Source organism: Mesorhizobium sp. 131-2-1 (assembly GCF_016756535.1).
GTDB lineage: Bacteria > Pseudomonadota > Alphaproteobacteria > Rhizobiales > Rhizobiaceae > Mesorhizobium.
Genome location: NZ_AP023247.1, coordinates 5,650,324 through 5,677,322 on the forward strand (window position 1 = coordinate 5,650,324; position 26,999 = coordinate 5,677,322).

Here is a 26,999-nt window from a genome sequence, read left to right on the forward strand (position 1 = left end):
ATGGCGGGGTTGCGGGGAGCGCTGATCGGCTGCGGCTTCTTTGCCGTCAACCAGATGCATGGCTGGCGCGACATCGAAGGCGCCTCGATCGTCGCCATCTGCGACCGCGATGCGGAACGGCTCAGGATCGTCGGCGACCAGTTCGGCATCGCGAGGCGCTATAGCGACGCGGCCGCCATGTTTGCGAACGAGACGCTCGACTTTGTCGACATTGCCACCACCGCGCCCAGCCATCGGGCGCTGGTCGAGATGGCGGCCGCGCAACGCGTACCGGCGATCTGCCAGAAGCCGTTCGCGCCGACGCTTGCCGATGCCAAGGCGATGGTGAAGGCTTGCGCGGACGCCGACGTGCCGCTGATGGTGCACGAGAATTTCCGCTGGCAGTCGCCGATCCAGGCGGTGCGCGCCGTGCTCGACAGCGGCGAGATCGGTACGCCGTTCTTCGGCCGCATCTCGTTCCGCTCCGCCTATGACGTGTTTTCCGGCCAGCCCTATCTGGCGACCGGCAAGCGCTTCATCATCGAGGATCTCGGCATCCACATTCTCGACATCGCGCGCTTCCTGCTCGGCGACGTCTCGACGATCACGACGCGGACCACGCGCGTCAATCCCGCCATTGCCGGCGAGGATGTCGCGACCATGCTGATGGATCATGCGAGTGGCGCCACATCCGTGGTCGATTGTAGCTATGCGACGAAACTTGCTGTCGAGCCGTTTCCGGAGACGCTGATCGAGATCGACGGCAGCGACGGCACGATCCGCCTGGCGCAGGGCTACAAGCTTACTGTTACGGGCAAGAGCGGAACGGTGGTGAGCGACGTCTCGCCGCCGCTGCTCTCCTGGGCATCGCGTCCCTGGCACAACATCCAGGAAAGCGTCGTCGCGATCCAGCAGCACTGGGTCGACTGCCTGGCGACAGGAAAAGAACCTGCGACCTCCGGCGCCGACAATCTCAAGACCTTCGCGCTGGTCGAGGCCGCCTATGCGGGCGCGGCGAGCCGCGAGCCGGTCCACCTCGATGCCTTGCTGAAATGACCGCCGACGCTTTCCAGCTCTATGGCACGCACGCGGTCGAAGCCGCGCCGGTCAGGCTGAGTGCGGGCGCGCTCAGCGCCGATTTCGTCAACGGCAATCTGCGCACGATCCGCCATGGCGGCACCGAAGTGTTGCGTGCCATCGCCTATATCGTGCGCGACCGCGACTGGGGCACGTATGAGCCCGAACTGACCGACCTTGCCATCGACCAGCGCGCGGACGCCTTCTCGGTCAGCTATGCGGCACACTGCACGGGGCCGGACGGGAGCCGGCTCGGCTTCCGCGCCACGATCAAGGGCTCTGCTGATGGAGAGCTGGTCTTCGACGTCAACGCGCTCCCCGAGAGCGATTTCGAGACCAACCGCTGCGGCTTCTGCATCCTGCATCCGATCGCCGGGCTGGCCGGCAGCCCGGTGACGGTCGAGCACACCGACGGCAGCGTGGTGGACACCAAGCTGCCGCTGCTGATCGATCCCTGGCAGCCGTTCAATGATATTCGCGCCATCACGCATCAGGTCCGCCCGGGTGTGACCGCCGAATGCCGGATGGAAGGCGACATTTTCGAAATGGAAGACCAGCGCAACTGGTCGGACGCCTCCTACAAGACCTATGTGCGGCCTCTCGCATTGCCATGGCCTTACAAGCTGCCGGCCGGCGAAACCAACCGCCAGACGATCACGCTGCGCATCACCGGCGACGGCAAGGCGCCGGCAGTCGCCACTACCTGCGAACCGGTCCGCGTGGCGCTTGGTGAGCCCGGTGCGGCGCTGCCCGAGATCGGCGTTGTCATCTACCCCGAAAATGTCGAGGCAACGCTGGCGATCTTGCCCTTACTAACAGTGCTGGAGCCACGCCAGTTGCTGTTCCATTACGATCCGACGCGCGGCCATGGCTTCGAGGCGCTGCGCGCCTTCGCCCGGCTCGCCCAGGCCTACAAGTCGGGCACCACGCTCGAATGCGTGGTTGCCTGCGACGGCGATCTCGACGCCGAGCTTTCCGGCGTCGCCGGCATGGTGCGCCGGGCCGGCCTGCGGCTCGACGCCATTGCCGTCTCGCCCTCGGTCGACCGGCAGTCGACGCCGCCCGGCAGTGCGTGGCCGCCCTGCCCGCCGCTCGAGGATGTCTATGCAGCGGCGCGGCGCGCCTTCCCGGACATCCGCCTCGGCGGCGGCATGTTCAGCTATTTCACCGAACTCAACCGCAAGCGCGTTCCCGCAGGCCAGTTCGATTTCATCACCCATTGCACCTGCCCGATCGTGCACGCGGCCGACGACCTCAGCATCATGCAGTCGCTGGAGGCGCTGCCCTTCATCACGCAATCGGCGCGGGCGATCTTCGGCGACAAGCCGTACCGGATAGGACCATCGACCATTGCCATGCGCCAAAACCCCTATGGCGGTGCGACCAAGGACAATCCGGATGGCCAGCGCATCGCCATGGCCAATCGCGATCCGCGCCATACCGGCCAGTTCGCGGCCGCCTGGGCGATCGGCTATGCCGCGCGTGTGGCATCAGCCGGGCTGGAGATGCTGACGCCGTCGAGTTTCGTCGGACCGTTCGGACTGCTGGCGTCGTTGGGCGAGCCCGTCAAGGACGGCGCGCGCCGGCCGCTTTTCCATGCCGTGAAGATGCTTTGCGACCTCGTCGGTCATCAGCATGTCCCTACTGCGGTCAGCGATGACACTCGGGTAGCGGCACTCGCCGGCCGCTCCTCGATGGGCGAGACGATCGTCTGCCTGGCCAACCTGACAGCAGGCGAGGTTCAGGTCGACATTTCCGGTCTGGGCAAGGCATCGCTCATCATGCGGGATGGGAGTGAGCGCGCCATCAGCCTGGATGCGGGCAGCAGGCTGGCGATGCCGCCTTACGCGATCGCCCGGATCGGCTGAACCGTCACTTCTCGGAATTCATCACATAGAGGGCACGCGAGCGTTCAAGGTGCTTGATCATTGCCCTCTCGGCGCCATCGGCATCCTTCTTCTCGATGCGGCCGATGATCTCCTCGTGCTCGGTCAGCGTGTACTTTTCCTTGCCGGTCCAGATCAGCATCTCGGTGTGGTATTCCTTCAGCCAGCCGAGCATCGCCTCGCTGACGGCGACATAGATCGGGTTGCCCGAGATCGCCGCGATCTGGGTGTGGAACTTCATGTCGGCGGAGATAAAGGCTTCGGAGTCGCCGCGAAAGCTGCGCTGCTCTGCAATGGTGGCCCGCAACCGCTGCACATCCTCGGCCGTGGCCTTCTCGGCGGCTTCCCGGACCATGCCGCGCTCGAAGAAGATGCGCGCGCTTTTGAGGTGCTCCAGCGTGTCCTTCGACGACGACAGGATCATCTTGGCCGCGCCATCGACCTGCCTGATGATCGACTTGGCGGTCAGTTGCAGCACCTTGGCACGCTCGCCATGCGAGATAGCGACGAGGCCCATATTGCTTAGCGCCTGCATTGCCTCGCGAATTGCGGGCCGGCCGACCTCGAAACGCTCCATCAATTCGCGCTCCGACGGCATGTCGTCGCCCGGCTGCAATTCGCCGCTGGTGATCAGGCGCTTTAGTCGCGCAAAGACTTCATCGGAAAGCTTGCGCCGGACGATCGGCTCCGAACGGTTCATCGTCGCGAATCACTCCCTTGACCCTGCTCTATCTAGCATTGCCGCGGCGGTTCCCGGAATGCCCGTCCGCCGGTCGGACTGTATCCTTTGGGCAGGATATTGCTTGCAATACTTATGTACTCATTATACCAGATTTCGAACGACAGGGAATTGTTTTCGAACCCCCTTTCGACCCGAGACGGCCGGCCATGATCATCCTCACCTATCGCATCGAAACGTCAGGCAGCATCGAGGCGATGGCGGCCAAGATCGCCAGCGACCAGTCGACCGGAACCTTCGTCGCGCTGCCCGGCGAGACTGAGGAGGTGAAGGCGCGCGTCGCGGCCCATGTGCTGGCGATCCGGCATTTACCCGATGCGGAGCAGCCATCCATTCCCGACGCCGGCCCTGGCCCATTCAAGCGCGCCGATGTCGACATCGGCTTCCCGTTCGATGCGATCGGCACCGACGTCGCGGCGCTGATGACCATTACCATCGGCGGCACCTATTCGATCAGGGGCTTCACCGGCATCCGCGTCGTCGACATGAAGCTGCCGGAAGAATTCAGGGGCGCGCTTCCCGGCCCACAGTTTGGTGTCGCCGGCAGCCGCAGGCTGACCGGCGTCGAGGGGCGTCCGATCATCGGCACCATCGTCAAGCCGGCGCTCGGCTTAAGACCACACGAGACGGCCGCGATGGTGGGCGAGCTGATCGAGGCTGGCGTCGACTTCATCAAGGACGATGAAAAGCTGATGAGCCCGGCCTATTCGCCGTTGGCGGAGCGGGTGAAGGCGATCATGCCGCTCGTCCTCGATCATGAGCAGAAGACCGGCAAGAAGGTCATGTATGCCTTCGGCATCTCGCATGCCGACCCCGACGAGATGATGCGCAACCACGATCTGGTGGCGAAGGCCGGCGGCAACTGCGCTGTTATCAACATCAACTCGATCGGCTTCGGCGGCATGGCCTACCTGAGGAAGCGCTCCAGCCTGGTGCTGCACGCCCACCGCAATGGCTGGGACATCCTGACCCGCCATCCCGGGCTCGGCATGGATTTCAGGGTCTGGCAGCAGTTCTGGCGGCTGCTCGGCGTCGACCAGTTCCAGATCAACGGCATCGGCTCGAAATACTGGGAGCCGGACGACTCCTTCGTCCGTTCCTTCGAGGCGGTGACGACGCCGCTGTTTTCGCCTGATGATTGCGCCCTGCCGGTGGCGGGATCGGGCCAATGGGGTGGCCAGGCGCCGGAAACATATCAGCGCACCGGCCGCACGGTCGACCTGCTCTATCTGTGCGGCGGCGGCATCGTCAGCCATCCGGACGGACCGGGCGCCGGCGTGCGCGCCGTGCAGCAGGCCTGGCAGGCGGCGGTCGATGGCATTCCGCTGGCGGACTTTGCCAGGAGCCATGCGGAGCTGGCGCATTCGATCGAGAAATTCGGCGACGGCAAGGCGGCTTGAGCCATGCAGGACCTTCTGCTCAGCTATTATGGCGACGACCTCACCGGCTCGACCGACGTCATGGAAGCGCTTGAGCTCGGTGGCATACCGACTGTGCTGTTCATGCGCCAGCCGGAAGAAGCTCAGCTGGCGCAGTTCGCGCACTGCCGCGCCGTCGGTCTGGCTGGCTCCAGCCGTAGCGAGTCGCCGCAATGGATGGATACGCACCTCAAGGATGCCTTCGCCTGGCTGAAGACGCTTGGGGCCGAAATCTGCCACTACAAGGTCTGCTCGACCTTCGATTCCAGCCCGACGATCGGCAGCATCGGCCGGGCGATCGAGATCGGCCGTTCGGTGTTCGCGCAGGACAGCGTGCCGCTGGTGGTCGGCGCGCCGCAGCTCAAGCGCTACACCGCCTTCGGCCATCTGTTCGCCGGCTATCGCGACAAATACTACCGCATCGACCGCCATCCGGTGATGAGCCGCCATCCGGCGACGCCGATGGACGAGGCCGATCTTTTGATCCATCTGTCGCGGCAGACCCGGCTTGCCTCGGGACTGCTCGACCTGGCGACGCTGCGTTCGGCCGACCGCTCAGCGGCCTTCGATCGCCTCGCCGCTGATGGCGCCGCCATCGTACTCATCGATGTCGATAGTCCGGAAAGCCAGGCGCTTGCCGGCAAGGAGATCTGGCGCACGCGCAAGCAAGGCGGTTCCTTCGTCGTCGGCTCGTCCGGCGTCGAGTACGCGTTGCTCGCCGAATGGGCAGAGACTGCCGTTGTTCGGGCCGAGTCCCGTTTTTCGGCGCCGGGCGCCGCCGGCCGCGTCGCGGTCGTCTCGGGCAGTTGCTCGCCGACCACGGAACGGCAAATCCGCCATGCCCTGACCGACGGCTTCGACGGCATCGAAGTCGATCCCATCCAACTGGTCTCGGAAAATTCCGGACAGGCGATCGCGCGCGCGGCAGCAAGCGGCCGCGCCAGCCTGGGAGCCGGGCGCAGCGTCATCCTTTACACGGCACTCGGACCTGCCGCTGATCGCGGTGCCGAGATCGATCGGCAGCAAGGCGCCCGTCACAAGCTCGGCCGCGGCCTCGGCACGCTGCTGCGGCAACTGACCGAAGAGCAGGACCTGAAGCGCGTCATCATCGCCGGCGGCGACACATCGAGCCATGCGCTGGGGCAGATGGGCGTCGATGCGCTGACGGTCAGGATGCCGCTGCCGGCGTCACCCGGCTCGCCGCTGTGCGTCGCCCATTCGCGCATCGCGGCGATCGACGGGCTGGAGGTCGCGCTGAAGGGTGGCCAGGTCGGAACCGATCGCTATTTCTCAGCGATCCGTGATGGCCTCGGCGGTTGATAGCGGCAGTGGGTTGGTAAACGCGAAAGTGCATGCGCGGTCTACTAGTGCTTCACCTTGCGCCGGAGCACCTAGCGAAAACATGTATGCTCGAGATCCCTTCCCCGACCAGGTCTTTGGAGTAGGTTGAGCGAGAGCTTCCGGAAAGGCCGCGCCACGCTTGGAATGGCGGACATGCGGTGCGATGCAGACCCGCCTCTGTGCACGCCGCTCTACGCTGTAGGCCCTCTCCTTTTTTGGAAGGTCTTTACTTAATAGGCGATATGGGCGCAGATCGGACTTGCCAGATCGGAGATGGAGAATGCCAGTTCAGCGGAAGTGAGATACGGACACGAAAACAATCTTCGACAGCGAAAGTCACCACCGAAACTACGCTATTGCCGTCCGCCCCCGCTACTCCCACTCGATTGTACACCGCTCTGCTAACGCATTGAATTTACTTAAGAAAATATTTTTGAGCTCGGATACTACCGACCTGCGGGCGGTCAAATAGCTACGCTTTTGATTTCTTTGGAGAATTTCTCACAACTCTTGCGACCCATCTATCGACTACTATCGGCCGCCGAGGTGCACGTCCATATCTGACAGAGATAGCGCGAATGCTTCCAAAAGTACCGTCAGCCCCCGTTCATCGGCATCTTCACACCCTCGCGAACAGGCAAATGGTTCATCAAACATCCTCTAACCACAGGAGGATAGACATGACCAAGAAGCCAAGCCGCGTACGCGTCCTGATGATGCCCTATCACGATGACGGTGACAAAGATCCAGTTGGATATTCGGGTCCCGCAACCGTCCTGACAGGCCTGCCGCGAACGATAAGGCGGCACGAGTTGTGGCTTATCGTTCCGCTCGCCGAAAGCACCATTTACGAGATGGAGAAGCGCGGCGAATTCCCTCGCCGCTTCAATCTCACGCCGCGATGCGTCGTGTGGGACCTTGAAGAGGTCGAAGCATGGCTGGAGCAGCGCCGTCAAGCTTACATCGAGGGTCGCGCGAAGATCGCGCCGGGGCCTGACGTCCATCGGCGCAAGAGTCGCCCGGTTAAGCGAACCGACGACAGGTCGATCTGAAACGGAGGACCATCGCGTCGGCACGGGCGCGATGGTCCACTCATCACGACAACAAGCCACCTAGCTCGAACCGCCTCCGTTCCCTCAAGGTCAAGTGATCGCGCATTTCACCTGAGGGAAGGATCGAGAGGCAACCCGACGTTCCTCGCTAACAACCCCAACAGGAGGATTCTCATGTCGCACCGATCCGATGCTCGCGGAGTTCACGAAGGCGCTGACGACGCATGATGTCGAAAACGAAATCGTTCGTGCGCTGACGCATGACATCGAACCGGGAGCGCTACTTTCAACCCATCGCGATCATCGACTTGATCGGGCCCTAAGCAAACATTGACTAGCCATGCTACATAGCGTCCCGCCTAGCGACGTTGCCACACTTTGCCGGAACGGCTGCAATGCGCTAGCCTGCAAACATGCGCAGTCGCTGATAGATCATTTCGCTGAGGGGGCGAAGATTCATGGAGATGCAGCAAGTCCGCTATTTCCTAGCCCTGTCCAGCACGCTTAATTTCACCAGAGCAGCCGAAGAGTGCAACGTTACCCAACCCGCGCTGACTCGAGCGATCAAGACGCTCGAAGAGGAGTTGGGGGGCGAGCTTCTCCGGCGCGAGCGCCAGCACTCTCACCTGACCGAACTCGGCAGGCGTATGCTGCCTCTGTTGCAACAGTGCTACGACGCTGCCACTTCCGCAAAATCACTCGCCAAGGCTGTGCAAAGCAGCGACGTGGCTCCTCTTAACGTCACCATTTCCAACAGCGTCAACATTGCGCTGCTGGTATCGCCGTTTACGGAGCTTTTTCGCGCCTATCCCGGAGTCCATCTCAAGATCAACCGGGGCTCGCCGAGCGCTGTCGTTGAGGCTCTCAAGAACGGTGAGGTTGAGCTAGCCGTTGCCGGTCCGTTGGGGCAGGCCTGGGATCGGCTCGATACCTGGCCACTCTTCCAGGAAGGCATCGAGCTTGTTGTCAATTCCGATCATCCGCTTGCCCGCCGCAACGAGGCCGATGTCGCATTAAGCCAGTTGGCCGCGGAACCTGTGCTCAGCCGGATCGACTGGGAAACGAGCGAGGATCTTTCGCGTTGCCTGTCAGAGAAAGGCCTGACGCCTCGCACGGCGCATGAAGTCGAGACCGACCACGATTTGCTGGCACTGCTGGAGGCCAACGCCGGGGTGGGCTTCGTCTCCGTGACGGCACCACGGACGCCAAATATCCGCAGGCTCAAGCTGCGAGACGTCGATATCTCCCGGGTCGTCGCCGTTTACGCGGTTGCCGGCCGACATCGCTCACCCGTGGCCACGACGCTGCTCAACCTGTTGCGGTCGACCGACTGGTCATCTTTTGGCGTCAGCGAGCCCGCCTGAGCGCCGCGATCAGATCGTCGATGTCCATCCGCCGACGGTAGTCGGGATCGACGAAGCGATCGGTGATGATCCCGTCGGTTCCAATGATGAAGGTTGCAGGGATTGGCAGGAACCAGCTGCTGTTGCCCTGATAGTTGGGGAGATCGAGGCCTAGCCCCATCAGCCGCTCCATCTCCGCCCCGACCCAGATCGCAAGATTGAGAGACAGGGCGTAGCCATTGTCCATGTCGGTCAGGAAGGGAAACGTCGCGCCGACGGCAGTCTTCATCGCCTTCGCGAATTTGCGCCGCTCGGGCATGATCACCACGATCTGGGCGCCCAAGGCCGCAATCTCTTGCTGAGCTTCGACAATGCCGATCGCGTTCAGACGGCAATAGGGGCACCAATGCCCGCGCTGGAAGGTAATGACGGCGGGGCCTCGCAGCAGCAGATCGCCCAGACTGACCAGCTTGCCCTGATCGTCAGGCAGCAGGAACGCCGGCATGACATCACCCGGCACCGGCGCCATCGCGCCCGCCCCCTGTTTCTCCAGGCGCGCCACCAAGCGGTCCACCGCATCGGCGAAATTCGCGTCCAGGCGGCGCACCGCCGCAGCAATCACCGCCAGCCGTTCGTTCAGGGACGCATCAAGTTCAATGGCAGCCTGGACGGACTGTTCAAATGTCATTGCCTGGTCGTCGGCGGCCATTTCTGCACTTTCATCGATCTGACGCAGCCTATCATCGATGCCCCTCGGCCACGGCCATGTTTTTCCTGCATGGTTTTGATGCCTTGCGAGCATCAAGGCAGCCGAGGTTCGTATTCTGTTCGCCGCGTGACCTCAATTCGTTACAACATGTTCCTGATGTCCGAAGAGAAGGTCGGGAAGCCGTAGACCATGTCGGCAAGCTGCGATGCCGCGATGGCGTGCCTCATAGCCAGCGCAAAGAGATGGATCAGCTCTTCGCCGGCATGGCCGACAATATGGGCGCCAACGATCCTGTCCGTGGATTCCTCGACGATGATCTTCGACCACGCCACGGTCTCGGCATAGGTCCTCGCGGAGAGCCAGCCGCGCATGTCGTTGACATGGACCTTCACACCAAGGCCTTGCTCTTTCGCCTTGGCCTCGGAGAGCCCGACACTTGCCAGGGCCGGAACGGTGTAAGCAGACGCAGGTATCTGGCTATAGTCCGGCCGGTGTCTTGGCCCGTCGACGATGTTGCGGCCAACGATTCCGCCCTCGTAGGTCGCGACCGGCGAAAGCTGCGGAGAATTCCACACCGCGTCGCCACAGACATAGACGTCTGGATTCGAGCGCGAGCGCAGGTGATTGTCGATTTCGATGCGGCCTTCGCGATGGACGATGACACCGGCGCCGAGGTCGAGCCGCTCGACATTGGCCACGCGCCCGGCGCAATTCACGACCCGGTCCGCGTCCACAGTGCACTCTGTGCCATCCGCTACAAAGGTGACGCGCAACCGTCCGTCGACCCGCTCGATCTTCTTGACCCAGGCCAGGGTGCGGACACGCATGCCTATTCGTTCGCTTGCGCTAACGGTCTGAGCGACAGCATCGGCATCGAATGCCGCCAGCAGATGCGGCAGCGCCTCCAGGATGGTCACATCGACGCCGGCGCGCGCATAGACCTGGCCCAGCTCGAACGCGATAACCCCGCCGCCAATGAAGACGACCGCGCCGGGCAGATCCGGGTCGCTTAGAACATCATCCGAAGTCGTCAGATGCTCGGCACCGGGGATCGGCAGCGAGCGCGGCTTCGAGCCGGTGGCAATGACGATGTTCCTGGCTTCAAGCTCGCGGCCGTTCACGCCAATGGCGTTGCCGCCAATGAAGGCGGCCTCGCCGAAAATGACATCGACGCCACGCCTGGCCATCAATTCCGACAGCCGCGACGGGATGTCCCTGATGATGTCCTTTTCCCGTTCGATCAGGGCTCGCCAGTCAAGCCTCGGCGCATCGACTGTGATCGCATGCTTTTCGGCCCGTTCGATCTCATCCAGCGCATGGGAAGCCGCGACGAGCACCTTCTTTGGGGTGCAGCCGCGATTGGGGCACGTGCCGCCGAGGTCGCGGGCTTCGATCATGGCGACCGAGAGACCTGCGGAGCGCGTCGCGACCGTCACCCCCATTCCGGCATTGCCGCCGCCAAGGATGACCACGTCATACTTTTCCATCGTCCCGCCTCCGCCGTGCTAGTGAAGCTTGATCCGAGGCTTGGCGCGCCTGGCTATCGTCTCGCCGATCGCAGCCAAAGCGGTCTTCGCAAGCCCATGCACCGCTGTGAGATGCATTTTGTGGAGCGAGCGATAGACGAGCCTTGCAAGCAGGCCTTCGATCTTCAGTCCGCCGATCAGGCTGCCGAACGCGCCGTAGTCGGCCAGCGAGACCAGCGAACCGTAGTCGCGGTAGCGGAATGCCGGCGCGGCCTGTCCCGTGAGACGCGCGCCAACCACCCTCACCATATGAACGGCCTGCTGGTGGGCTGTCTGGGCCCGCGGCGGCAGGGTGTCGTCATGACCCGGCAGGACGCAGCTCGCGCAGTCTCCAATCGCGAACACGTTCTCGTCTCCGACAGCGCGCAAGGTCTCGTCCACCATCAGCCGGTTGATGCGATCGGTGTCGAGGCCGTCTAGCCCTTTCAGGAAGTCCGGCGCCTTGATCCCGGCGGCCCAGACCACGAGTTCGGCCGGCACGAACAGTTTATCACCGAGCCTGACGCCGTCCTCCGTCACCTCGCTGACCCTGATGCCGCACCGTATCTGCACGCCGAGCTTGACCAGCAGACGTGCCGAAGCTCGTGCGATGTGCTCCGGCAGGGCCGGAAGGATCTGCGGCCCGGCTTCGACGATGGTGATGCGGATCAATCTCTCGAAATCGATGTTGTCGAGATTGTGCGATGCAATCTCCCGCATCGACTTGTGCAGTTCCGCGGCAAGTTCCACGCCGGTGGCCCCGGCGCCGACGATGACGCAATGAAGCTGACCGGGCGAAAGCTGCTCATATTGCGCGTTGGCGCGCAGGCACGCGTCTATCATGCGCTTGTTGAAACGCGCAGCCTGCTCCGCGGTATCCAGTGAAATGGCGTGACGCGCGGCGCCCGGCGTGCCGAAATCGTTGCTGACGCTGCCGACGGCCATGACCAGCGTGTCGTAGCCCAGCACACGCGGTGGGATGACCTGCCGGCCGTCATCGTCGAAGCTGGGCGCGACAAAGATCTGCCGTTTGGCACGGTCGATGCCGACGACCTCGCCGATGCGGTATCGGTAGCCGTGCCGGCTGGCATGGGCGATGTATTCGACAGCGTCATGCGACGCGTTCAAGGCGCCGGATGCAACCTCATGCAGCAGCGGCTTCCAGATATGGGTGCGGTTGCGGTCGACCAGCGTGATGGAAAGCCGCCGCTTGCCGAACCTGCGGCCAAGACGCGTCGCCAGCTCCAGTCCGCCCGCGCCGCCGCCGACGATGACCACGCGATGCAGCGACGCGTTCGCATGGGAAGGCGTCTCCGGAATGGTGCGGAACAGGGCAGCGTTGTTGGCAAGCACCGCCTCAGGGATCAGCCGCATGCCAGAAGTGATGATCTGCATCGGTATTCTCCATCGTTACCGAGGCGCTGGTCCGTCACTCTTGCGATTCGTGGATCACGATGCCCTGCAGCATGTCGACCTCGCACTGCCACGGCTTTTCCGAGAGGACGCGCTGGCCATGTTCGTATCCGGCCTGCCAGCGCGTTCGGATTCCGGCGCGCGTGAAGTCGATGTCCTTGGTGTGGTCCTCGCCATCCAGGCGCGGCGAAAGCAGCCGGACGAGGTGCATGACAGAGGGACAGCCATAGGATGCGAGTTCCTTGAACATCGTATCCTGGCGCCGTTCCTCGGGGACCAGCTTTCCCATTTCGCGCACGACGTGGCGCAGGCGATGCAGCTGCTCTTGGCGGGCAACGTGGCTTCGGCCGCGGCTGGCGTATTGAAGATCCTTCTGTCGTCCCATCACCTGCCAGATCGATTTCGGCTCCGTCGCGCGCGGCTGCCACATGTTGACGGCAAAGATCAGCGCGTCGCGCCGCGGACGCTCGTCGAGCACCACCTCGATGGGCGTGTTTGAATAGATGCCGCCATCCCAATAGGGCTCGCCGTCGATGCAGACTGCCGGGAAAGCCGGCGGCAGGGCGCCCGACGCCATGATGTGCGCCACCGACAGCGGCATCTGGCTGCTGTCGAAATACTTGAGCTCGCTGGTGTTGACGTTGACCGCGCCGACCGTCAGCCGCGTGCGGCGACGGTTGAGACAATCGAAGTCGATCAGATTGTCCAGCGTCCGCTTGAGAGGATCGGTGGTGTAGTAGGAGGCATTCTCCACCCCCACTTCGCGATTGACCCCGAACATGGCGCTTGGGTTCGGTTCGAAGAAGCCCGGTATGCCACGCATCACCGTGCCCGGCCCCGAACTCGGCGATGGCCTTGTCCATCATGGCGGTGATCGCGCCGCCATTGCTCATGTCCGCATTGTCGTAACGAACGGTCACACCATGGTCGGCGGCCAGCTTCGCCCGCAGGCGTTCGATCTCATCGGCATCGCCGAAGCCATTGAGAACGATGTTGCAGCCCTTTGCCGCGAAGGCTTCGGCAATGCCTTGGCCGATGCCGCTGGTCGAGCCTGTTATCAGCGCCGTCTTTCCCTTGAGCATCGTCGTTTCCTTCTGTTGGAGCCGCGGCCGATTTGACCAGCAAACGGCTGCGGGCAACGGGCTTGCGCGCCCTGGTCTGAAATCTTGATCAAGTATGGCGAGCAGCCCGAAGCAGCGGAAATGCCGTTGAGACATGGATTCGATAGCCGACGGTCTGACCGGTGCGGCGAGGACGTGGATCTCTGGGATCGGGTTGTTTGACGCTGGGGCAGCTAGTAAGATCGCCCGGCAACGCGGGTCGCGCCGCTTGGGCGCCCCGGGGGAAGCGTGCAGTGGAGATCAGCCAGGTCAGATACTTCTTGGCCGTAGCCAAGGAGCTGAATTTCACCAGGGCGGCCGAGCAGTGCAACGTCACGCAGCCGGCACTCTCGCGCGCCATAAAACTGCTCGAGGACGAATTTGGCGGGGCGCTTTTCCACCGCGAGCGCCGCTTCACCCATCTCACCGAGCTCGGCCGCATGGTCGAGACCTATCTCGAGGGTGTGTTCGAGAATTCCCGCCAGGCAAAGCAGATTGCCGAGCAGTATGTGCATCTGAAGAAGATGCCGCTCAGGGTCGGCATCATGAGCACGATTGCGCCGGACGAGATCATCGAGCTCATAGCGGCCGTACGTGGGCATCACCCCGGCGTGGAGCTTCACCTTTGCGATTCAGACGCCAAGAGCTTGCGGCGACGGCTGCTCGAAGGCGATCTCGAAGCCGCCATCTATGCCTTGCCGTCGAATGTGCCCGACGAGGAAGTGCACTCGCTTCCGCTCTTCCAGGAGCAGATGGTGATGGCCGTCCATCTGAACCATCGCCTCGCCAATCAGCGCAGCGTGCGGGTGAAGGATATGAGCAATGAAAGCTACATCCACCGCAACAATTGCGAGTTTGCCGGCTACGCGGATGCCATTCTCGCCGAGCAGGGCGTCACCGTCAGCCCCGTCTACTGGAGCGATCGCGACGATTGGACACTCGCGATGATCGCCGCCGGGCTTGGCTTCGGCTTCATGCCCGAACATACAGCCAAGCACCCGGGCGTGGTGCCCTTGCCGATCACCGAGCCGGAATTCTGGCGCGAGGTCAATCTCGTCACCGTGCGCGGCCGCAGGCATTCGCCGGCGGTTGGCGCACTGGTGCGCGAGGCCACGCAGAAACGATGGTTCGGCGAACGGGCGAAGGCGTTGTCCGCCGCCGAGTAGCGCTGTCGCGAGAAGCAGGCTGCCTCGCATGCCCGGCGGCGGATCTCCTTCACATCATCCGCACTAGTTCTTTCTGATCGTCGACGTCACGGACTGGATGACTTCGGTCGCCATCTTGAACTGCGCCTCGCGGTCGGTGATGCCATGCCGCTCGGCGATCCAGTCGAAATCGCTGTAGGCGGCGTAAACCGTTCCGTCCGCGGTCTGGTAGACCAGGACGCGAACGGGCCAGTCGAGACCGGCCTCGGGATTGGAGGTGATGAAGGTCGTGCCGAGAGCCGGATTGCCGAACATCACCAGCCGCGACGGCTTGACGTCGTTGCCGGCATTCTTGCCAAGCCTTGCCTGGTCGATGACGCCGAAGAACTTGATGCCCTTCTTGAGGACATCCTTCTTGATGCGGGCGACGGTTTCGGCGACGGAATAGTCGCTCTTCACGGTGACGACACCGTCCGAAGCGGCCGCCGAGGCGACGACGGCCATCATCATGGCGGCGCCGGCTATCATGGTCTTCACGTAGCTTTTCATGTCAGTCTCCTTGGTTGGATTGCCTAGTTTTGGTCCTAAAGTCTCAGGTCTTCGGTGTTTGCAGCACGCGCGCCACCGCGATGGCGCATGCGAGGACTGCGGCGAGCACGGCCACGCATGCGGCCCAGCCAATCCGGTCGTAGACCTGTCCGATGACCAAGCTGCCGACGAGCCCGCCCGCATAGTAGGAGGCAAGGTAGATGCCGCTCGCGGCGGCGCGGTCGCGCGATGCGGTCCGGCTGACATGCCCGGTGGCGATTGCCTGCGCCAGGAAGGTGCCGATGGCGACCAGCGCCATTCCTGAAAGGACCACCGGCAGGCTGCTTGCCAGAAGCAGAAGCAAACCCAGGATGGCCAATGCAAGCGTTGCGCCGATCCCGACCCTTGGTCCGACCCTCGCGGCAATCCTCCCGGCGAGCGGTGTGGTCAGCATGGAAGGCAGGAAGACGAAATACACCAGTCCCAGCGCCATCGGCGACAGCGATAGCGGCGCAGCGACGAGTTGGAAGTTGACGTAGGTGAAGGTGCCTATGAAGACGAAGAGGATCAGGAAGCCGATGGTGAAGCAGGCACGCAGCTCGACGTTCATCAACGGGCCCTTCCAGGTGGCGCGGGCACGCTCGCTCTTGGCGTCAGCGCGCATCATTGCCGATGTCTTCTGCAGGGTGAGCCAGACGAGGGCAGCGCCAATCAGATTGAGAGCGGCGAAGGTCAGGAAGTTGGTGGAGATGCCAAACGTGTCAGCGACGGCGGCCGACATCAGCCGTCCGAAAAAATTGCTGGCGACGTTGCCCGTCACATAGGCCGCAAGTGCGCTGGTCGTCTGCCGCGAGGAAAAGTGTTCGGCGAGATAGGCCATTGTCAGCGTGAACGCGGTCGCCATGCACAAGCCCTGGGCGACGCGCAACAGGGCAAAGATCACGATGCTGTCGGTGAGCGACAAAAGCGTCGTCGGTATCGCCAGCACCGTTAGGCTGATCCAGATGCCATTGCGCCGATCGATGCCGCGCCCGAAGAGAGCGACCGCGATCCCTGCCGCCGCCATGCCGAACGTGCTGGCATTGACCGCAAAGCCCATGGTTGCTCGACTGACGCCGAATTTCATAACCAGTGAAGGCAGGATGGCCTGGGTGGCGAACAGATCGACAAGCGTGAGAAACGCGATCAGCGCTATCAGGCCGAAGCGCCAGCTGTCCGCGGCAACCATGCGAAGCCGCGTCGGTTCGGTGTGTTCACTGGTCGTCATGGCAGGACTCCGTGGCCGCGCGTCCCCAGGCGATCGCCTGAGGACGCGCTTTCAGTTGCTGATGCAGGGATCTGCTCACCGCAACGCGCGGCTTACATCATGTGGTCGTCGGGCATCGCAGGCGGCAGGACGTCGGCCGAATAGAGCACAGCCGGAACCTTGCCGTTGTTCTTCCACCAATGGGCGAGCTGGCCGAACTCGGCGGTTACGTCGCCGGCCGGATGTTCGATACCGACCTTGCAGGTGCTGCGATATTCGGTGATCGAGCCTTCGACGATCAGGATGTTGGCCGGGCGGACATTGTGCTCGTGCCACGGCACGACGCCGCCGGGCTGAACGACGAGCTTGCGCAGACGCAGCATGTTGCCTTTCCAGGCTTCGCCCTTGCTGCTCAGGTCGATTGCCGAGAGAACCGTGTCGGTCACGCCGACCGGCTTGCCGGGATGCTCCTGGATGTTGGTCGTGGCCGCCTGGCCGGCGGGGCAATCGCCGGCAAAAACCGGGGCCACGGAAAACGCAGCGGTCGCGGTTAGCAGTCCGAGGGTCAGCGCCAGATTCAGCGGCGCCCGCAATGCAATAGTCTTGAAAGCCATGTTATTTCTCCTTTGTCAGTGCCCAATCGCAGAGGCGGGGCATGAGAGGAGAGTGACGGCAACCTAGAGGAAAGAGAAATGCTGACTGGCTCTTAAATCGATACCTGAAAACTATCGTCGGCTGTCGCGAGTGGCACGAAACGGCGCACAACAGGACTTGCGGCGCGCAACCATCATTTCTGCAGTCTTCTTCAGGCTGCCGTCTTGCGAAGCGCCTGAGGGATGGCACTTTCCGGCCAGCCATGCGCCTTGACGCTGTTGACGAAGGCCGATGCCGCCGGCGAGAACCTGCGCCCGGCCACGACCACCAGAGAGACTTCCCGCCAGACCTCGGGATCGATGACTGGCCGGACCTGCAAGCCCGGGATCACCGCACTGAACTCCGGGATGAAGCAGATTCCGAGACCACCCGAAACCATGTTCTGAATCCAGTCCTCGCGCTCGCTCGCATAGGAGATCCTGAGCTTGACGCCACGGTCGTTGCACAGGCCGGCGAGATGATCGCGATACTCGCAGTTCAGTCGCCTCAAATAGTTCTCGCCGTCGAGCTCGGAGATGGCGACATTGTCGTTGCGAGCCAGCCGATGGCCGTTTGGAAAGGCCAGGACGAAGCGCTCGCGATAGAGCGGCGTGACATCGAACCGTTCCGGAAAACTGTCGCTGGACGCCATGATGGCGACGTCGATTTCACCGGATTCGAGCAGTTGCGAGAGCGAGGCGGGCACACCTTCCACCAGCTGCAGCTGGATGCCTTGCTGGCGTCTGTTGAAATCGGCTAGCAGGCCGGTGAAGCGGCGCGGACCGATGGTGCACATGACGCCAACCTTGAGGTTGGCATTTTCCAGGCACAAGAACCTCGACGCCTCCTGCCGCACGCCGGTCAGTTCGTCGAGGATCTGCTGAAACCGGGGGCGCAGCAGCGCGCCCAGATCGGTCAGGTGGGTCAGGTTTCGTTCGCGGCGAAACAGCAGGCCGCCGACCTCGTCCTCGAGCTGCTGGATGGCGCGCGACAGCGCCGGCTGAGTGACGTTGCACTTTTCGCCGGCGCGCGTGAAGTTTCGCGTCTCGCACACGGCCAGGAAGTAGCGGATGTGATGAACGTCCATGCCGATCGCTCCACGTTGCGTTTTGCTAAACGAACCTTTGCGCAAACGACATCATCGTTCCAATGACGGTATGCTATGAAGTTCATAGCATACCGTCATTGGCTGGCGCAGGTCGGCGTCACTGAAGGCTTTGCACGGACGATGGCGAGCAAGTTGCTCGCCATCGCGCTCGGTTCTGATCTGGAAAGCCGGGTGATGTTCAGCTGTTGCCGCCGAGCTCATGCACTTTCACGCAGAATTCGGCATGGGGCTTGCTCATCGCCGCGTCGTTGCATTCCTTCTTCATAGCATCCTGCTTGTCCTTCGACATGGCGCCCCAGGCTGCTTTGAAGTCGGCATCCGATTTCATCGTCTTCATGCTGGCGTCGGTGAAGAAGGGCTGCATGTTGGACGGCTCGTCGAGCGCGCCGGCGAACGAAACGCCGCTCAGAACGGAAAGTGCAAAGGCACCGAGGCAGATGGCCTTGATATTCATGGTAAGATCCTTCTCTGGGGTTGAGCAATCGTCCTATCGACGACTGCGGTAATGATCGGCACCAATTTAAGACTCTGTGGTTCCTCCTTGCTGAGATGGACTTTGCTGCAACCGGCCGCCAACTTGCCAATGCCATCCTGGCGCGGGTTCAAAGCAGAACCCCAGGATTTTCGCCTGGCTGACAAAGCTTGCTGCGCGTGGGCGATCGCAGCCAATGCAATCTGCCTATGGAGTTCATGCCACCTTGGCATTTCGCCGACGGAAGGAGTTGCGGCAGTCTTTCCATCAAACGCCCAGCCTGGCGTTTTGGGGATGGAGACTGAAACATGCATATCCAGACCGGAACCGAGACCGACCATGCCCTCATTGCAAGGCCTGCAGTGGGTGACCGGCGGGTGGTGGACATTGTCCTGGCGAGCGACGCGCACGGCGCCTTCGTCTGGGGTGTCCTCGACCGCTTGCTTGACGAACCCAGCCTTTCCATCTGCAACATCACCGCGTCCGGCTTCGGCGCGATGGAGGCCGTGGTCCTGGCCTATGGGCTGGCCCTGGGTGGCCGGCGCGGCGCGCGGACGGCGCTCGCCAACTTCTGGCGACGCGTCAGCCACGCATCGATGTTTGCCGCCGATGCGGCAAGCCCACTGCGATCGATCCTGGAACAGTCGATCGATATTGCGGTAATCCGCGACAAGAACCGGCCGCTGCAGTTGAGCATCCTGGCCTCCAATGCCCGCACCGATGCGGTGAAGATCTTCGCCGGCGATCAGTTGTCGATCGACGCGATCCTTGCGGCCGCCACCATCCCGTTTCTCTTCCCGGCGGTCGAGATCGACGGCGACAGCTATTGGGGCGACGGCGACCTTTCGGCTTTGCCGGCCCTGCAGCTGGACACCGGTCATCGGCTGGTGGTCACCGGCAAGCCGACACTGTTCACGACGCCGTGCGCGGATCGCCGCCTCGCCGCCACTCCTTGTGCGATGAAGTGCGCCCCAACGCACGCCATCTTCGACCGCCAACACCGCGCCGGCGCGGCACTGTTCACACGGCCGTGGACCGACTGGGGTGAACTGACCGACATGCGTGACCGGGGGCGCGAACGTGCCGGGGACTGGCTTTTCGCCGACAATTCCGTCGCAGACGAATGCTCGGCAGTCGACGGCAAGAACCGATACCTCTAGGCGCCTCCCCTCCCGCCTAGCCGCGCCTGCTTCGCATACTCCCGAAAGCAGGCGCCAAGCCCTCCGGTTCCCCCGCCGGAGGGCTTTTTGCGTGCAGCCGCTTCAGCATAGTGACCGCGTATCAAATCCATGCCGAGACAGCATTTCAGCTCGGCATCCGGATCGGGGACACTGCCTGCAGACAGGTCGCAAGGCCAGTCTTTCACTCGAAACGCAACCAGGAGACACGACCGTGATCAACAGCAAAATCCTCATCGGATCGGCCCTTGCGGCCGCCACTTCGCTCGCCGCTACGGCGGCCTACAGCGGCCCCGCCGCCAAGCCCGGCTTCGCCTTCGAGAAATGCTACGGCGTCGTCAAGGCTGGCCAGAACGACTGCCAGACCGCGACGCATTCCTGCGCCGGCACCGCCACCGCCGACAACCAGCCGGATTCCTGGCTCTACGTGCCCGCCGGCAGCTGCGCCAAGATCACCGGCGGCAGCGACAAGCCGAAGGCCTGAACCATCCAGCCTTCACGCCAACCCCTTGAAAGGAGCAGACCGATGTCCCGTGCGTTGCAGCCCCTCCCGATCCCCGCATCAGCGGGCATCGGTCTTCGCTCCCCTCACATCGGTGAAATGCTGACCCGCAGGCCTTCCGCTGGCTGGCTCGAGGTTCATGCCGAGAATTACATGGGAGACGGCGCCGGCGTCGAAGCGCTGGAACGACTGCGCCAGACCTATCCGCTGTCGGTGCACGGCGTCGGCCTGTCGCTGGGCAGCGCGCGAGGAGTGGACCCCGATCATCTGGAGCGGCTGCGCAGGGTGTGCGAGCGCTTCCAGCCCGATCTCGTTTCGGAGCATCTTGCCTGGAGCGTCGCCGACGGCGCCTACCTCAACGATCTGCTGCCGCTGCGCTATGATGAAGAGGCGCTGTCGATCGTGGCGCGCAATGTCGCGACCGTCCAGGATACGCTGAAGCGGCAGGTGCTGATCGAAAATCTGTCCGCTTACGTCGCCTTTGCCGACTCCTCGATGAACGAGGCTGAATTCCTGGCCGAGCTTGTGGCGCGAACGGGCTGCGGCCTGTTGCTGGACGTCAACAATGTCCAGGTCTCGGCGCATAATTTGCAGTATGATGCCAGAGCTTTCATCGACGCGCTGCCGGCCGATGCCATCGGCGAGATCCATCTCGCCGGCCATGCGACGAACCAGGTCGGGGCCGACACCGTGCTCATCGACGATCATGGCTCGCGTGTGCCGCCGGTCGTCTGGAGCCTGTACCAGCATGCCATAGGCCGGCTCGGACCGCGCCCCACCCTGATCGAATGGGACACCGATGTCCCGGTTCTCGATGTGCTGCTTGGCGAAGCCATGTGGGCCGACATGCTCACCGCTTCGATCATGTTCAACCGAAAGCAGGCTGCGAGACAGGCTGAGGCAGCCAAACCCCGACCGATGTCCCTCACCCGCTTCGAAAGCGTGGGGACCAGTATGCCAGTGCTGGCAGCATTCGCTGCCGCAAAGGCCGGAGCAACCATACCGGTAGCGTTGGCGCCAATGGAAGGAGGATACGATGTTGCCGCTTGAAAACCTGCAGACCACCATGGCGCGCTCGGTGCTTGCCATCGAACCAATGGTCTCCGCGAAGATGCTGACCGCCGGCAAGGCCGATCCATTGGCCCGCCTGCGCATCTACCAGAACAACACGCGCAGTTCGCTCACCGCGGTGCTGATGGCGGTCTTTCCCGTCACCGTGCGCCTGGTCGACGAACGCTTCTTCCGTTTCGTGGCGAGCGAATTCATCCGACGCCATCCGCCGGTGGAGTCGCGGCTGTCGCGCTACGGCGCCGGCTTCCCGCGCTTCCTGAAGACGATCGACACGCTGTCCGACATGCCTATCGTCGCCGAAACGGCGCGGCTCGAATGGGCCATCGCCGAGGCACTCGATACGGCTTCGTTGCCAGCCCGCAGCCTTGCGGACTATGACAAGATCGACCTGGGACCTTCACCCGATATCCTGCTGCAGCCATCGCTCAGGCTGATCGTTTCACACTGGTCGATTCTGTCAGTGTGGACGGCGCACCAGCAGGGCACAACAGTCGATCGGCATTGCACCTGGGCGAGACGTCCCGAACGCGTGGCGTTGTGGCGGACCGGGAACTGCGTCCGCCTGGTTCTCCTCGACCGTGCCGACTTCGCCTTCCGGCATTCTCTCAAGCACGGCCTCGGCCTCGAACATGGTGCAAGCCGCGCGCTTGCGCTCGAACCGAACTTCGAACTCGTGTCAGCGCTCGTGCGACTGTTCGCTGACGGGCTCGTCACAAACGTGCGCATCACCGTGCATAACCTCTCAAACTGATGGAGACAGTCATGACCGCAATTTCAGATCATCCCTCGACCAGCCCGAGCGGCTTGGTCGGCGTCTGCCGGCGCATCATCAAGCTGCCCGAACGCATTCCATTTTCGCTGATCCAGCTCGCGGCCCGTATCGCGGTCGGACATGTCTTCTGGCAATCCGCGCAGTCGAAACTGGCATCCTGGCCGGTGACGCTGCAGCTGTTTGCCAATGAATACAATCTGCCGTTCATCGATCCGTCTATCGCGGCGCCGCTCGCGACGGCCGCAGAACTCACGGGCTCGGTGTTGATTTTCCTCGGGCTGTTTTCGCGCCTTGCAGCGCTGATGCTGCTCGGCGTCGTGTCTGTCATTCAGATCTTCGTTTATCCGGAAAACTGGGCAGAGCACCTGCTTTGGGCGTCGTTACTGCTTCTCGTGCTGACGCGCGGCGCCGGTGTTTTCTCGCTCGACTATGTCGCCGACCGAAACCTTTCGGCGTCTAGCAAATGAACATCCCGACCGGGTGGGACAAAGCACGATGCGCATCTTCATCGTTCACGCCCACCCCGAGCCCAACAGCTTCAATGGCGCCCTGACCCGCGCGGCGCAGGGGGCGTTGTCTGCGGCGGGACACGAGGTCGTTGTTTCCGATCTCTACGCCATGGGCTTCAATCCAGTATCAGATCGCCGCAACTTCACGACCGTGCGCGACGCGACCCACTACCGCCAGCAGGCTGAAGAGGCGAATGCGGCCGCCCACGACGGATTTGCTCCAGACATCCAGGCGGAGATGGACAAGCTTTTCTGGTGCGACGTCTTGATCCTGCAGTTTCCGCTTTGGTGGTTCGGGCTGCCGGCGATCCTCAAAGGCTGGGTTGACCGAGTGTTCGCGTCGGGCGGCAGGATCTATGGTGGCGGCAAATGATATGATCGCGGCGTCTTCGCGGGAAAGCGCGCGATGTGTTCCGTCACAATCGGCGGACCCCCGCCGATCTATTCGAGCCGAGGACTGAACGGCCCGATCGACGTAATCCTGTTCCCAATCAACCACGGGATGCTCTACTTTGTCGGCTTCACGGTGATCGAGCCGTTCCTTGTGCACGCACCTGCGCGCGACAGCGACGGCGAACGCCGGGCCTGCCTCGATCGTTACCGTGAGCGCGTCCTCAGCCTCGCACACGCCCCCACTATCGCTTATCCGAAGCTCGCGGACTTCGACGACGCCTATGTCTTGAAATCGGCGTGAGAGAAGCCTTGCCCAGTTCACTAGGGCAGGACGCCGCACGCCGGCCGCAATTCATGAGCTAGCACGCTCACTCCAATGCGCCGACGGTTTGAGGTCCTGCTCTTGCTGAGAATTCCCAGGCAGCGGTCACGTTGCTGTGAAGTTGTAACAGTCGGTTGCCACGGGGCGAACAATGGACTGTTAGGCGAGGCCATTCTGGTGACGGGAGCAGGCTTGTCGCCCGTGGCGAGTGTTTGGGATCGAGCTGGAGGAGAAAGCCGATGCTGGAGCGCAACAAGGACAATCAGCCCAATCAGGAAAAACTGGAAGCGCTGCTGGGAAAGATGGTCGGCGATCTCGGCGCCATCACCACCGGAGCGGCGGTACTGCTGGGAGACAGGCTTGGCCTGTTCTCGGCCATGAGCGAGGGCGGCAAGATGACCGCCGGCCAGCTCGCCAAAAGGACCGGCACGCAGGAACGGCTGGTCCGCGAATGGCTCTCGGCGCAGGCGGCAGCCGGCTATGTCGAATATGACGAGGCCGGCGACAGCTTCTACCTCAGCCCCGAGCAGGAGCAGGTCTTCGTCAACGAGGACAGCCCGGCCTTCATGGCCGGCGCGTTCGAGGTGGTCTCGACGCTGTGGCTGGATGAGGAGAAGGTCAGGCAGGCCTTCCGCTCCGGCAAGGGGCTCGGCTGGCACGATCACAGCGCTTGCCTGTTCCGCGGCACCGAACGCTTCTTCCGGCCGGGCTACAACGCCAATCTGATCGGCTCCTGGCTGCCGGCGCTCGACGGTGTCGTCGAGAAGCTGGAGCGCGGCATAGACGTCGCCGATGTCGGATGCGGCCACGGCGCCTCGACCGTGCTGATGGCCAAGGCCTTCCCGAACTCGCGCTTCACCGGCTTCGACTATCACGCCCCGTCGATCGAGCGCGCCCGGGCCGCGGCGAAGGAGGCCGGCGTTGCCGGCAACACCAGCTTCGAGATGGCGCCGGCCAAGGATTTCCCCGGCACCTATGATCTTGTCGCCTTCTTCGACTGCCTGCACGACATGGGCGATCCGGAAGGCGCGGCCAAACATGTGCACAAGGCGCTGAAGCCGGACGGCACCTGGATGATCGTCGAGCCCTTCGCCAACGACCAGCTTTCGGCGAACCTCAATCCGGTCGGCCGCATCTACTACGCCGCCTCGACCTTCATCTGCACGCCTGCCTCGCTGTCGCAGGAGGTTGGGCTGGGGCTCGGCGCACAGGCCGGCGAGGCAAGGCTGCGCAAGGTCGTATCCGGCGGCGGGTTCAAGCGGTTCCGCCGCGCCACCGAGACACCGTTCAATATGGTGCTCGAGGCACGTCCTTAAGGTTCATTAGGCGACATTTTTCGATGGGAGGAAGTCATGACTGCTTACAACGTCGTTCGGTTCCGCACCAAACCCGGCAAGGAACAGGCGTTCATCGACGCGCACAAGAAGGCGACCCTCGACGTCAAGGGTTTTCGCAAGGGCGCGCTCATCAAGACCGGCGACCGCACCTTCTGCATCGTCGGCGAATGGAACGACATGGACAGCCTCGCGGCGGCACGGCCGCAAATGATCGGGCTCCTGGATACGATGCGCGACATGCTGGAGGACCTCGGCGGCGACCTCGGCGTGACCGATCCCGTCTCGGGAACCGTCGTTGCCGACATCGGGTGAAGCGGCGGAGCCAAAAACCGAACGCTGCCGCAACCGAACGTCCGGCAATGCGCCTCGATCTCGGCACACGCAATGGCTACTTTAAGTTAGCGGGCAAGTCGGCCGTCGCAACCGGCCTGAGGCGCGAAGCAGACCCGCCTTTGCGCACGCCGTTCTACGCTGTAGCCCCCTCCCTTTTTGAAAACTCTTTACTTCATAGGGCATATGGGCGCAGATCGGACTTGCCAGATCGGAGATGGAGAATGCCAGTTCAGCTGAAGTGAGATACGGACACGAAAACAATTTTCGACAGCGAAAGTCGTCACCGAAACTACGCTAAGGCCGCCGTTTGTATCCCTCTACTCCCACTCGATTGTGCCGGGCGGCTTCGACGTCACGTCGTAGACGACGCGGTTGATGCCCCGTACCTCGTTGATGATGCGGGTGGCGGCGGCGGCGAGGAAGTTCATGTCGTAGTGGTAGAAGTCGGCGGTCATGCCGTCGACCGAGGTGACGGCGCGAAGCGCGCAGACGAATTCATAGCTACGGCCGTCGCCCATCACGCCGACGGTCTGCACCGGCAGCAGCACGGCGAAGGCTTGCCAGATGGCGTCGTAGAGACCGGCCTTGCGGATCTCGTCGAGATAGATGGCGTCGGCCTCGCGCAGGATCTCCAGCTTCTCGCGGGAGATGCCGCCCGGACAGCGTATGGCCAGGCCGGGACCAGGGAACGGATGGCGGCCGATGAAGCTTTCGGGCAGGCCGAGCTCCTTGCCGAGAGCCCGCACCTCGTCCTTGAACAGTTCGCGCAGCGGCTCGACCAGCTTCATGTTCATGCGTTCGGGCAGGCCGCCGACATTGTGGTGCGACTTGATCGTCACCGACGGGCCGCCGGAGAAGGAGACGCTCTCGATGACGTCGGGATAGAGCGTGCCCTGGGCGAGGAAATCGGCGCCGCCGAGCTTCTTGGCCTCTTCCTCGAACACTTCGATGAACAGCCGGCCGATCGTCTTGCGCTTCTTCTCCGGGTCGGCCTCGCCTTCCAGCGCCGAGATGAAGCGGTCGGACGCGTCGACCAGGATCAGCGGCAGGTTGTAGTGCTGGCGGAACATCTCCACCACGCCTGCGGCCTCGTTCTTGCGCATCAGCCCATGGTCGACGAGGATGCAGGTGAGCTGGTCGCCGACCGCCTCATGGATGAGCAGTGCCGCAACCGAAGAGTCGACGCCGCCCGACAGCGCGCAGATCACCTTGCCCTTGCCGACCTGCTTGCGGATCGCCTCGACGGCATGCTCGCGATAGGCCCGCATCGTCCAGTCGCCCTCGATGCCGGCGATGTTGTGGACGAAGTTCCTGAGCAGCCTGGCGCCATCCGGCGTATGCACCACTTCGGGATGGAACATGATGCCGTACATCTTGCGCTCGACATCGCCGAAGATGGCGAAGGGCGAACCTTCCGACCTGCCGAACACCTCGAAGCCCTTGGGCAGCGAGATGACGCGGTCGCCGTGGCTCATCCACACCTGGTGGCGCTGGCCGGGCGCCCACAGGCCCTCGAACAGCGGGCTCTCCTTCTCGATCTCGACAAAGGCGCGGCCGAATTCGCGATGGTTCGAGCTTTCAGCGACGCCGCCCATCTGCACGCAAAGCGCCATCTGGCCATAGCAGATGCCGAGCACCGGCACGCCGGCCTCGAAGACGATCTGCGGCGCGCGCGGGCTGCCGATATCACTGGTCGAGGCCGGGCCGCCGGACAGGATCACCGCTTTCGGATTGATGCGCTTGAAGGCCGCCTCGGCCGACTGGAACGGCACGATCTCGGAAAAGACGCCGGCCTCGCGGATGCGGCGGGCGATGAGCTGCGTGAACTGGCTGCCGAAATCGACAATCAGGACGGTGTCGGAGCGATTGGCTGTTTTCATGGCGAGCG

At 63.0% G+C, this 26,999-nt stretch carries 25 protein-coding genes and 2 pseudogenes; 15 read left to right on the forward strand and 12 right to left on the reverse strand.

All coding sequences use genetic code 11. The features are described from left to right. Both JG743_RS27345 and apnL read left to right on the forward strand, forming a co-directional pair. Positions 1-1,035 carry a Gfo/Idh/MocA family protein gene (locus tag JG743_RS27345; RefSeq protein WP_202294763.1) on the forward strand — a complete coding sequence of 345 codons (1,035 nt, stop codon included), beginning with the start codon at positions 1-3 and terminating at the stop codon, positions 1,033-1,035. Then, positions 1,032-2,924 carry a D-apionate lactonase gene (gene apnL / locus JG743_RS27350; protein WP_202294765.1) on the forward strand — a complete coding sequence of 631 codons (1,893 nt, stop codon included), beginning with the start codon at positions 1,032-1,034 and terminating at the stop codon, positions 2,922-2,924. The genes JG743_RS27345 and apnL overlap by 4 nt, the downstream gene beginning before the upstream one ends. 4 nt (positions 2,925-2,928) lie before the next feature. Here apnL and JG743_RS27355 read toward each other — a convergent pair whose 3' ends face one another. Continuing rightward, positions 2,929-3,642 carry a transcriptional regulator NanR gene (locus tag JG743_RS27355; RefSeq protein ID WP_202294767.1) on the reverse strand — a complete coding sequence of 238 codons (714 nt, stop codon included), beginning with the start codon at positions 3,640-3,642 and terminating at the stop codon, positions 2,929-2,931. A gap of 188 nt (positions 3,643-3,830) precedes the next feature. Between JG743_RS27355 and oiaX the strand changes: the two genes are divergently transcribed. From oiaX to JG743_RS27375, 4 genes are all read left to right on the forward strand, one after another. Next, positions 3,831-5,081, forward strand: a complete 1,251-nt coding sequence (gene oiaX / locus JG743_RS27360) for a 3-oxo-isoapionate-4-phosphate decarboxylase OiaX (protein WP_202294769.1) — start codon at positions 3,831-3,833, stop codon at positions 5,079-5,081. 3 nt (positions 5,082-5,084) lie between these two features. Further along, positions 5,085-6,419, forward strand: a complete 1,335-nt coding sequence (locus tag JG743_RS27365) for a four-carbon acid sugar kinase family protein (RefSeq protein WP_202294771.1) — start codon at positions 5,085-5,087, stop codon at positions 6,417-6,419. A 701-nt stretch (positions 6,420-7,120) separates the two neighbouring features. Further along, positions 7,121-7,492, forward strand: coding sequence for a helix-turn-helix transcriptional regulator (locus JG743_RS27370; protein ID WP_342215677.1), 372 nt, complete (start codon positions 7,121-7,123; stop codon positions 7,490-7,492). Positions 7,493-7,950: 458 nt separating this feature from the next. Next, complete coding sequence (locus tag JG743_RS27375) at positions 7,951-8,856, forward strand: LysR family transcriptional regulator (RefSeq protein ID WP_202294773.1); 906 nt, start codon at positions 7,951-7,953, stop codon at positions 8,854-8,856. Here JG743_RS27375 and JG743_RS27380 read toward each other — a convergent pair. The 5 genes and pseudogenes from JG743_RS27380 to JG743_RS34685 form a co-directional block, all read right to left on the reverse strand. Continuing rightward, positions 8,840-9,544 (reverse strand): peroxiredoxin-like family protein, encoded by a 705-nt coding sequence (locus tag JG743_RS27380; RefSeq protein ID WP_202294775.1) that lies wholly within the window; start codon positions 9,542-9,544, stop codon positions 8,840-8,842. The genes JG743_RS27375 and JG743_RS27380 overlap by 17 nt on opposite strands. A 140-nt stretch (positions 9,545-9,684) precedes the next feature. After that, positions 9,685-11,031, reverse strand: coding sequence for a dihydrolipoyl dehydrogenase family protein (locus JG743_RS27385; protein WP_202294777.1), 1,347 nt, complete (start codon positions 11,029-11,031; stop codon positions 9,685-9,687). Between the two features lie 18 nt (positions 11,032-11,049). Beyond that, complete coding sequence (locus JG743_RS27390) at positions 11,050-12,444, reverse strand: NAD(P)/FAD-dependent oxidoreductase (protein WP_244672927.1); 1,395 nt, start codon at positions 12,442-12,444, stop codon at positions 11,050-11,052. A gap of 34 nt (positions 12,445-12,478) precedes the next feature. Further along, entirely contained in the window at positions 12,479-13,285 is an 807-nt protein-coding gene (locus tag JG743_RS27395) for a DUF3734 domain-containing protein (RefSeq protein WP_244672928.1), read from the reverse strand. A gap of 70 nt (positions 13,286-13,355) precedes the next feature. Further along, positions 13,356-13,679, reverse strand: a pseudogene (locus JG743_RS34685) (SDR family NAD(P)-dependent oxidoreductase); the annotation flags it as partial. Positions 13,680-13,816: 137 nt separating this feature from the next. Between JG743_RS34685 and JG743_RS27405 the strand changes: the two are divergent. Continuing rightward, positions 13,817-14,728: a LysR family transcriptional regulator gene (locus tag JG743_RS27405; protein ID WP_202294778.1), complete on the forward strand. Its 912-nt coding sequence runs from the start codon at positions 13,817-13,819 to the stop codon at positions 14,726-14,728. Positions 14,729-14,791: 63 nt separating this feature from the next. Here JG743_RS27405 and JG743_RS27410 read toward each other — a convergent pair whose 3' ends face one another. The 5 genes from JG743_RS27410 to JG743_RS27430 form a co-directional block, all read right to left on the reverse strand. Next, on the reverse strand, positions 14,792-15,256 hold the full coding sequence (locus JG743_RS27410; RefSeq protein ID WP_202294781.1) for a DUF302 domain-containing protein: 465 nt from the start codon (positions 15,254-15,256) through the stop codon (positions 14,792-14,794). Positions 15,257-15,299: 43 nt separating this feature from the next. Beyond that, entirely contained in the window at positions 15,300-16,502 is a 1,203-nt protein-coding gene (locus tag JG743_RS27415; protein ID WP_202294784.1) for an MFS transporter, read from the reverse strand. Between the two features lie 92 nt (positions 16,503-16,594). Beyond that, positions 16,595-17,095 (reverse strand): cupin, encoded by a 501-nt coding sequence (locus JG743_RS27420; protein WP_202294787.1) that lies wholly within the window; start codon positions 17,093-17,095, stop codon positions 16,595-16,597. Positions 17,096-17,286: 191 nt separating this feature from the next. After that, a complete protein-coding gene (locus JG743_RS27425; protein WP_192252710.1) occupies positions 17,287-18,201 on the reverse strand; it encodes a LysR family transcriptional regulator in 915 nt (304 codons plus the stop codon). Between the two features lie 199 nt (positions 18,202-18,400). Further along, complete coding sequence (locus JG743_RS27430; protein WP_202294790.1) at positions 18,401-18,676, reverse strand: hypothetical protein; 276 nt, start codon at positions 18,674-18,676, stop codon at positions 18,401-18,403. A 326-nt stretch (positions 18,677-19,002) separates the two neighbouring features. Between JG743_RS27430 and JG743_RS27435 the strand changes: the two genes are divergently transcribed. From JG743_RS27435 to JG743_RS27475, 8 genes and pseudogenes are all read left to right on the forward strand, one after another. Continuing rightward, a complete protein-coding gene (locus JG743_RS27435) occupies positions 19,003-19,854 on the forward strand; it encodes a patatin-like phospholipase family protein (RefSeq protein ID WP_244672929.1) in 852 nt (283 codons plus the stop codon). A gap of 232 nt (positions 19,855-20,086) precedes the next feature. After that, a complete protein-coding gene (locus JG743_RS27440; protein ID WP_202294793.1) occupies positions 20,087-20,356 on the forward strand; it encodes a BufA1 family periplasmic bufferin-type metallophore in 270 nt (89 codons plus the stop codon). 42 nt (positions 20,357-20,398) lie between these two features. Further along, positions 20,399-21,424, forward strand: a complete 1,026-nt coding sequence (bufB, locus tag JG743_RS27445; protein ID WP_244672930.1) for an MNIO family bufferin maturase — start codon at positions 20,399-20,401, stop codon at positions 21,422-21,424. Beyond that, on the forward strand, positions 21,411-22,196 hold the full coding sequence (locus tag JG743_RS27450; RefSeq protein WP_202294797.1) for an HvfC/BufC N-terminal domain-containing protein: 786 nt from the start codon (positions 21,411-21,413) through the stop codon (positions 22,194-22,196). The genes bufB and JG743_RS27450 overlap by 14 nt, the downstream gene beginning before the upstream one ends. Positions 22,197-22,207: 11 nt before the next feature. Further along, positions 22,208-22,684, forward strand: coding sequence for a DoxX family protein (locus JG743_RS27455; protein ID WP_202294798.1), 477 nt, complete (start codon positions 22,208-22,210; stop codon positions 22,682-22,684). 28 nt (positions 22,685-22,712) lie between these two features. After that, a pseudogene (locus JG743_RS34255) lies at positions 22,713-23,420 on the forward strand (NAD(P)H-dependent oxidoreductase). A gap of 260 nt (positions 23,421-23,680) precedes the next feature. After that, positions 23,681-24,757 (forward strand): class I SAM-dependent methyltransferase, encoded by a 1,077-nt coding sequence (locus JG743_RS27470; RefSeq protein WP_202294807.1) that lies wholly within the window; start codon positions 23,681-23,683, stop codon positions 24,755-24,757. A gap of 36 nt (positions 24,758-24,793) precedes the next feature. After that, a complete protein-coding gene (locus tag JG743_RS27475; protein ID WP_202294810.1) occupies positions 24,794-25,090 on the forward strand; it encodes a putative quinol monooxygenase in 297 nt (98 codons plus the stop codon). A gap of 338 nt (positions 25,091-25,428) precedes the next feature. On the opposite strand, the gene guaA is transcribed toward JG743_RS27475, so the two are convergent. After that, positions 25,429-26,991: a glutamine-hydrolyzing GMP synthase gene (guaA, locus tag JG743_RS27480; RefSeq protein WP_202294813.1), complete on the reverse strand. Its 1,563-nt coding sequence runs from the start codon at positions 26,989-26,991 to the stop codon at positions 25,429-25,431. Positions 26,992-26,999: the final 8 nt, after the last annotated feature.